The sequence below is a fragment of the Polaromonas sp. P1_E3 genome, assembly GCF_056405935.1.
The window spans coordinates 1-7,811 of sequence record NZ_JBFUBD010000125.1 but is presented as its reverse complement, the minus strand read 5'-3'; the positions used below and the strand labels follow the sequence as shown (position 1 = coordinate 7,811).

The following is a 7,811-nucleotide window of genomic DNA, read 5'->3' as shown; positions in this document are numbered from 1 at the left end:
CATGTACTCGACGGTGATGGCCAGCGTTTTATCCATCACGCCCACCGCTTCTGCGCAGGTGGCGGCAATGCCGATGTCGATGGCGTGGGCAAGAGCCGTGAGGCCGTCCAGCGTGACCAAGGTGGCTGGCGCGTTTTTCAGCGTCACTTCAGCGGCGCGGCCGCCGTCTTGCGTGCCATAGCCGCGGGTTGTCACGCCGGTTGCGGTGCGCTCGACCAGGAACAGCGCCAGCTTGCCGTTGGCCATGGCAGGCACGATAAAGGCGTCGGCCTGGTCGCCAGCAGGCACTATGCTTTTGATAGCTGTTAGCGCCCATTCATTGCCGGCTGCAGCCGCTTTTGCTTCACATTTGTCAAAGTTGTAGCGTGCCGCGCGTTCCTGATAGGCCAGCACCACCAGCGCTTCACCGGCAGCAATTTTCGGCAGCCAGGCCGCTTTCACGGCGTCAGGTGCGTAGCCGGAAAGCACACCACCGGCGATCAGCGTCTGCGTAAAAGGCTCCAGCACAATGCCGCGCCCTAGCTCTTCCATCACCACCATGCCCTCGACCGGGCCCATGCCGAGGCCGCCGTCGGCTTCGGGGATGTAAAGGCCCGTGAGGCCCAGTTCAGCGATCTGGCCATAGGCCTCGCGCGAGAAACCGCCCGCCTTGGCGATGCCGCGGCGGCGTTCAAAGTCGTAGCCCTTGTCCACCCATTTGCGCACGGCGTCGCGAAGCTGTTCCTGGTCGTCGGTGAAATCGAAATCCATGATGTGTTTCCTTGAAGCGGAATGAACTGACCGGGCTTAGCCGAGAACGACTTGCGAAACGATGTTTCGTTGCACTTCGTTGGAGCCACCGTAAATCGTGGTCTTGCGCATGTTGAAGTACGTGGACGCCAGGGGCGCGTCTTGCGGCAGGCCGCCAGGGAAGTCGCCCTGCCAGCCGGCCTCCATGGCTTCTTCGATAAAGGGCAGGCTGAAGGGGCCGGCGGCCAGCATCATCAGTTCGCTGTAGCGCTGCTGGATTTCGCTGCCGCGAATTTTCAGCAGGCCCGCAATGTCCAGCGAGTTCTTGCCCGACTTTTCGGCAGACAGCACGCGCAGCACCAGCATCTCCAGCGCCACCACGTCGACCTCGAGCTTGGCGATCTCGTCGCGAAAGCGCCCGGCCGAAGGGCCGTCCACAGCCGGGTCGTAAACGCCCTCGGCCTTGGCGATGCGTTTGAGGCGCTCAAGCTCGCGCTTGGCCCGGTTCACGTCGGCGATGTTGGTGCGCTCGTGGCTCAGCAGGTGCTTGGCGTAGGTCCAGCCCTTGTTCTCTTCGCCGATCAAATTCTCGGCCGGTACTTCGACGTTGTCGAACCAGACCTCATTGACCTCGGCTTCGCCGTCGAGCAGCACGATGGGACGTACCGTCACGCCGGGCGACTTCATGTCGATCAGCAAAAACGAAATGCCGGTCTGCGGCTTGCCTTCTGTGCTGGTGCGCACCAGGCAGAAAATCCATTCGCCATACTGGCCCAGCGTGGTCCAGGTCTTCTGGCCGTTGACGATGTATTTATCGCCCTGTCGTTCGGCCCGGCATTTGACGGACGCGAGGTCGGAGCCCGAACCCGGCTCGCTGTAACCCTGGCTCCACCAGACTTCGCCGCTGGCGATGCCGGGCAGGAAACGCTTTTGCTGTTCAGGGCTGCCGAAGGCCATGATGACGGGTGCCACCATCACGGGGCCGAAGGGCACGACGCGCGGCGCACCGGCCAGTGCGCACTCTTCTTCAAACAAGTGCTTTTGCACGGCATTCCAGCCCGGGCCGCCGAACTCCTTGGGCCAGCCGTGGCCCAGCCAGCCTTTTTTGCCGAGGATTTTGGCCCAGCGCTGCATGTCGTCACGCGACAGGCGCAGGGCGTTGTGCACCTTGTGCGAGATGTCCTTGGGCAGGTTGGCGTGAACCCAGGCGCGTATTTCTTCGCGGAAAGCCTGTTCTTCAGGTGTAAAAKCTAAATCCATGGTGAATGTCTCCAGGCCGGTGGGCAGGTAGGTCTACGGTCGGTTTTTCTATTTTTAGCACGGTCGTTCGCAATTTTATGTCTCAGTTGGGACATTCGTGCCGTTGCGTGCGGCGGGCTCCTGTGAACTGCTATCTGCCGCGTTCTAAACTAGGGGGCTATGGCAACTGCGCAGAAAAATATCGTCATCCTGATTTCAGGCGGTGGCTCCAACATGGCGGTCATCGCCCGCACCGCCGAAAAAGAAGCGTGGCGCAGCCGGTGGGGCGTACAGGTGGCCGCCGTCATCAGCAACAAGGCGAGCGCCGGGGGGCTGGAACTGGCGAAGGGCATGGGCATTCCCACGGCCGTGGTCCCGCATACCGCGTATGCATCGCGCGAGGCGTTTGATGCCGAGCTGATGGCGCAAATCGACAGGCACTCGCCAGCCCTCGTCGTGCTGGCAGGTTTCATGCGCATCCTCACCCCGGGGTTTGTGGCGCATTACGMCGGGCGGCTCATCAACATCCACCCTTCGCTGCTGCCGGCCTTCCCGGGCTTGCACACGCATCAGCGTGCCATCGATGCCGGCTGCACGGTGGCAGGCGCCACGGTGCACCAGGTGACGGCCGAGCTCGACCATGGCGAGACGCTGGCGCAAGCGGTGGTGCCGGTCTTGCCGGGGGATACGGCCGAGGCGCTGGCCGCGCGCGTGCTCACGCAGGAGCACCTGATCTATCCGAAGGCCGTGCGCGCCTTCTTCGAGCGCGCCGCCTGACCAGTTGCTTGCCGCGGGCCGCCACGCCTTCTGCGCGGGCGCTGCTTACCGCGCTGCTTACCCTTTGTTGCCAGTGATGYGCCCTGCAGGGTGCTGAGGCTTCATCTGTTTTGAATCCACCGGGGCTTGCGCCCCGTATTCATTGCAGCCGCTTGAATCATCCTGATTTCGGCTCATGGCACGGCTTTGCCCGGCCTTTGCTTTAACACTTTTAAAGGAATTCACATGCAGACAAAACACAAACTCGCTTCCATCGGCGTAGCCCTGGCACTGTCGTTCGCGGCGGTTCCCACCTTCGCGCAGGTCATGGTGGGCGGTGCACCCATGCTCGCCAGCAAGGACATCATCGACAACGCCGTCAACTCCAAAGACCACACCACGCTGGTTGCCGCCGTCAAGGCTGCAGGCCTGGTTGAGACGCTCAAGGGTCCGGGCCCGTTCACGGTGTTCGCACCGACCAACGCTGCTTTTGCCGCGTTGCCTGCCGGCACGGTCGACACCCTGCTAAAGCCTGAGAACAAGGGCATGCTGACGGGCGTCCTGACGTATCACGTGGTAGCCGGCAAGTGGGACGCCGCAGCCATCAGCAAGATGATTGCCGACGGCAAGGGCATGGCCTCTATCAAGACAGTGGCCGGCGGCACGCTGGTGGCGAAATCGGCCGGCGGTAAAGTCACAGTGACCGACGAGAAGGGCGGTGTGGCGACGGTGACCATCGCCGATATCTACCAGTCCAACGGCGTCATCCACGTGGTCGACAAGGTGCTGCTGCCCAAGTAATCCAACGCGGTCTTGCCGGGCCCGTACGCGATTTGACCGCGCACGGGCTTTGGCGTATTTGCGTGCCGGCTTACTTTTGACTGAGCATGTGCAGCGCTGCTTTCACGATGCTTTGCGCATCGACGCTGAAGAATTCACGCAGCGCGGCCCGCGTGTCGCTGCGGCCAAAGCCGTCGGTGCCCAGCGTCAGGTAGCGCCGGCCTTCGGGCAGAAAGGCGCGAATGCTTTCCGGAACGGCACGTACATAGTCGGTAGCGGCGACGATGGGGCCGGTGCTGGTGCGCAGCTGCTCTGCGATGAAGGCGCTGGCGCCCGCTTCACCGGCCAGCGCGCGTTGCTGGCAAGCCGCACCATCGCGCGCCAGCTCACTCCAGCTGGTCACGCTGAAGACCGTGGCCTCAACGCCCTGGGCGCCCAGCTGCTGCGCGGCCTTGATCACCTCGGTCAGGATCGCTCCCGAGCCCATCAGAACGACTTTTTGAGCTGCTTTTGAGGGTGTTTTAGGGCTGGAAGGCAATAAGGGCGGGCGCAACCAGCTATTGAATTGATAGCAACCGCGGATGATGTCCGCTTCGCAGCCGGCCTCGAGGTCGGGCTGCGCGTAGTTCTCGTTCATCAGCGTGACGTAATAGAAAACGTCTTTTTGCTCCACCATCATTTCCTGCATGCCGTGGCCCAGGATCACGGCCAGCTCACCGGCGAAAGCCGGGTCGTAGGCCTTGCAGTTGGGAATGGTCGCGGCGATCAGGTGGCTGGTACCGTCCTGGTGCTGCAGGCCTTCGCCGCCCAGCGTGGTGCGGCCCGAGGTTGCGCCGAGCAGGAAACCGCGGGCGCGCTGGTCGGCGGCGGCCCAGATCTGGTCGCCCACACGCTGAAAGCCGAACATGGAGTAGTAGATGTAGAAGGGCAGCATCGCCAGGCCGTGCACGCTGTAGCTGGTGGCCGCGGCCGTCCAGCTGGCCAAGGCGCCGGCTTCGCTGATGCCTTCTTCCAGAATCTGGCCGTCGAGCGCTTCTCGGTAGCTCAGCACCGAGCCGATGTCTTCGGGCGCATAACGCTGGCCCACGCTGGAGTAAATGCCCACCTGTTTGAACAGGTTGGCCATGCCGAAGGTACGCGCCTCGTCGGCGACGATGGGCACGATCTTCGGGCCCAGCGCCGCGTCTTTCAGCAAGCCGCCCAGCATGCGCACAAAAGCCATGGTGGTGCTCATCTCCTTGCCATCTGCGGCGAGTGCGAACTGTGCGTAAGACGGCAATGCCGGGATGTTTACGACCTCCGCCGCTGTTTCGCGCCGGGGCAGGTAGCCGCCCAGCGCCGCGCGTTTGGCGTGCATGTATTGCATCTCGGCGCTGTCGGCAGCCGGCTTGTAGAAGGCGAGGTTCTTCGCCTGCTCATCAGACAGCGGCAAGTTAAAGCGATTGCGGAATTCAATCAGCTCTTCGCCGTCGAATTTTTTCTGCGAATGCGTGGTCATCTTGCCCTGGCCGGCGCTTCCCATGCCGTAGCCTTTTTTGGTGTGCGCCAGGATCACTGTGGGCTGGCCCTGGTGATTCGCCGCCGCGGCGTAGGCCGCGTGGATTTTCACCAGGTCGTGGCCGCCGCGCTTGAGGCGATCGATCTGCTCGTCCGTCATGCCCTGCGCCAGGCGTKTGAGCTCGGCGTTCTGGCCAAAGAAGTTGTCGCGGTTAAAGCGCCCGTCTTTCGCGGCAAAGGTCTGCATCTGGCCGTCCACCGTCTGTGCGAAAGTTTTTGCCAGCGCCCCCGTCAGGTCACGTGCGAACAGGCCGTCCCAGTCGCTGCCCCAGACCAGCTTGATGACGTTCCATCCCGCGCCGGCAAAGAGCTTTTCGAGCTCGTCGATGATGCGGCCGTTGCCGCGCACCGGGCCGTCCAGGCGCTGCAGGTTGCAGTTGACGACCCAGACCATGTTGTCCAGGCCCTCGCGCGCGGCCAGCGTCAGCGCGCTCATGGATTCGGGCTCGTCCATCTCGCCGTCGCCGAACACGCCCCAGACCTTGCGGCCCGTGCAGTCGAGCAGACGGCGGTGCGTGAGGTAACGCATGAAGCGCGCGTGGTAGATCGAGCTGATCGGGCCTATGCCCATGGAGCCCGTGGGGAACTGCCAGAAGTCCGGCATCAGGTACGGGTGCGGATAGCTGCACAGGCCTTGCGCGCCCTGGGCGGGTGCAGTGAGCTCCTGGCGGTAAAAGCCCAGGTCTTTTTCGTCGAGGCGGCCTTCAAGATACGCGCGCGCATACACGCCGGGCGCGCTGTGCGGCTGGAAGAACACAAGGTCGCCACGGTGCTGGCCCTCACTCACGCCTTCGCGCGCGCGAAAGAAATGGTTGAAGCCGGTTTCAAACAGATCGGCCGCGCTGGCATAACTGGCGATGTGGCCGCCCAGTTCGGCGGAACCGCCGGTCTCGGCCTGGTTGGCGCGCACCACCATCGCCAGTGCATTCCAGCGCATCAACGAGGCCAGGCGCTCTTCCATCGCCAGGTCGCCGGGGAACACGGGTTGCTCGTCCACGCCAATGGTGTTGACGTAAGGTGTGGCCAGCTCAGGCTGCCAGCCAATGCGCTGTTTGCGCGCGACGCGGCTCAGCTCATGCAGCATTTCGCGTGCGCGGGCAGGGCCCTGCGTGAGGGCCAGGGCTTCAAACGCCTCGCGCCATTCGGCGGTCTCCTGCGGATCGGGGTCAGCGGAGGGGTCGGTGTAAGAAGCGGCTTGCATCAGTAAATGGTGGGGTGTGGAATCGTTCATGGCACCCGCCACTTTACGCAGATTCATCCGGAAGGTGTAGCTTCAATATCGGGGATACCCCACAGTTAAAAGCATAAAATACTGCAAATAACTGATTTTGAAGATGATGCAGCTTGATAACCTTGATTTAAAGATTCTGGACGAGTTGCAGCGGGATGGCTCGCTCACCAATGTAGAACTGGCGCGCCGCGTGCACCTGAGCCCTTCGCCGTGCCTGGCCCGCGTCAAGGCGCTGGAGGCTGGCGGTGTTATCGACCGCTATGTGGCCATCGCGAATGCGGCGGCGCTGGGTTTGGGCCTGAATGTGTTCATCTCCATCAGCCTGCGCACGCAAAGCAAGGCGTCGCTGGCCGACTTCGAGCAGCGCATTGCCGAGCACGACGACGTGATGGAGTGTTATCTGATGTCGGGTGACAGCGACTACCTGATCCGTGTGGCAGTGGCCGACATCGGCGCGCTGGAGCGGTTCATCCTTGAGCAACTGTCGCCGATTCCGGGCATCGAGAAAATACGGTCGAGTTTTGCGCTCAAGCAGGTGAGGTACAAGACGGCGTTGCCCTTGCCGCTGGCGAAGGTGGGCGATTCTGCCGTGAAGGGCCTACCGGCCCGGGGCTGAAGCCTGCTCGCTGGCCAGCGCCGGGTGCGAGATTTCTATCTCGTTGATCTTGGCCAGCAGGTCCTCGCGCCGGCTCATGTCTTCGCGAACATCACTCATCGCATCACTGGGCGAATCGACAAACTGCATGTAGCGTTTTGTGCCGGAGGCCATCTGGTGCAGGCGGGATTTGAGCCTTTCAACGACTTCCTGCGCGGTCGTCTGGGCGGTGGGTGTGTCATGCCACAGGGCGATGTGCAGCTCAAAGGCATTGGCCTCGCCCAGCTTTTCCGAAGCGCGTATGCAGTCAGCCAGGATCTTGGTTGAAACTTCCGACAAGGTGTTGCGGGTGACCGGGCCTTCAACCAGCATCATGAAGTCGTTTTCGCCATGGCGGACCACGGTGTCCACGTCGCGCGCCGCACCGCGCAGGATTTCGCCGATTCGGGAAAGCGCCGCGCCGCGTTTCTGGTCGCTCGCTTCATCATGGCTGGGGGCCTGGTTGAGCCAGCGCAACATCAACACGCCGAAGGCCGACTTCTGCCGCCGGGCACGCAGCAGCATCGGCGGCAGCCTGTCGTCGATGATCCGCGGCAGCATCAGTCCGCTGGCCGGGTCGTAGGTTGCCAGCGCCGCGCTGCGGTGGTTGGCAAACAGCGCCGCCCGGCTGCGCCATGCCAGCACCAGGAAGACCCAGAGCAGGCCCAGCATGGCTGACAGCACGCCGGCCGCCTGTGCCGCCTCAACATTCCAGACCCAGCCTGCGTTGTAGGAAAGCCGGGCCAGCGCGGCCAGCCCGATGGGCGCCGCGCCCAGCAAAATGAGAAGGTTCCAGGTCTGTCCGCGCAGCGACATCCACAACAGGCTTCCCATGATGGCCAGGGTGGAAAACGCCAGCCACAGGTTGCGAAGATCACGCGGCAC

Annotated in this window: 7 protein-coding genes; 3 read left to right on the top strand and 4 right to left on the bottom strand. The window is 63.0% G+C overall.

The window, feature by feature from the left end; genetic code table 11:
* Both AC1D0Z_RS13365 and AC1D0Z_RS13360 read right to left on the bottom strand, forming a co-directional pair.
* Window positions 1–750 (bottom strand): acyl-CoA dehydrogenase family protein (locus AC1D0Z_RS13365; protein WP_477658713.1); only part of this gene is annotated, 750 nt, incomplete at its 3' end.
* Between the two features lie 36 nt (window positions 751–786).
* Window positions 787–1,989 (bottom strand): acyl-CoA dehydrogenase family protein, encoded by a 1,203-nt coding sequence (locus AC1D0Z_RS13360; protein WP_477658712.1) that lies wholly within the window; start codon window positions 1,987–1,989, stop codon window positions 787–789.
* A gap of 159 nt (window positions 1,990–2,148) precedes the next feature.
* Between AC1D0Z_RS13360 and purN the strand changes: the two genes are divergently transcribed.
* Window positions 2,149–2,745 (top strand): phosphoribosylglycinamide formyltransferase, encoded by a 597-nt coding sequence (gene purN / locus AC1D0Z_RS13355; protein WP_477658711.1) that lies wholly within the window; start codon window positions 2,149–2,151, stop codon window positions 2,743–2,745.
* A gap of 225 nt (window positions 2,746–2,970) precedes the next feature.
* Complete coding sequence (locus tag AC1D0Z_RS13350) at window positions 2,971–3,525, top strand: fasciclin domain-containing protein (RefSeq protein ID WP_477658710.1); 555 nt, start codon at window positions 2,971–2,973, stop codon at window positions 3,523–3,525.
* A 70-nt stretch (window positions 3,526–3,595) separates the two neighbouring features.
* Here the strand turns inward: AC1D0Z_RS13350 and mdeB are convergent, their stop codons facing one another.
* Window positions 3,596–6,292 (bottom strand): alpha-ketoglutarate dehydrogenase, encoded by a 2,697-nt coding sequence (gene mdeB, locus AC1D0Z_RS13345; RefSeq protein ID WP_477658715.1) that lies wholly within the window; start codon window positions 6,290–6,292, stop codon window positions 3,596–3,598.
* A gap of 106 nt (window positions 6,293–6,398) precedes the next feature.
* On the opposite strand from mdeB, the gene AC1D0Z_RS13340 reads away from it, so the two are divergent.
* Window positions 6,399–6,908 (top strand): Lrp/AsnC family transcriptional regulator, encoded by a 510-nt coding sequence (locus AC1D0Z_RS13340; RefSeq protein WP_477658714.1) that lies wholly within the window; start codon window positions 6,399–6,401, stop codon window positions 6,906–6,908.
* Here the strand turns inward: AC1D0Z_RS13340 and AC1D0Z_RS13335 are convergent.
* Window positions 6,891–7,811: GGDEF domain-containing protein (locus AC1D0Z_RS13335; protein WP_477658709.1), on the bottom strand; the 921-nt coding region annotated here is incomplete at its 5' end. The two genes, AC1D0Z_RS13340 and AC1D0Z_RS13335, sit on opposite strands and share 18 nt — an antisense overlap.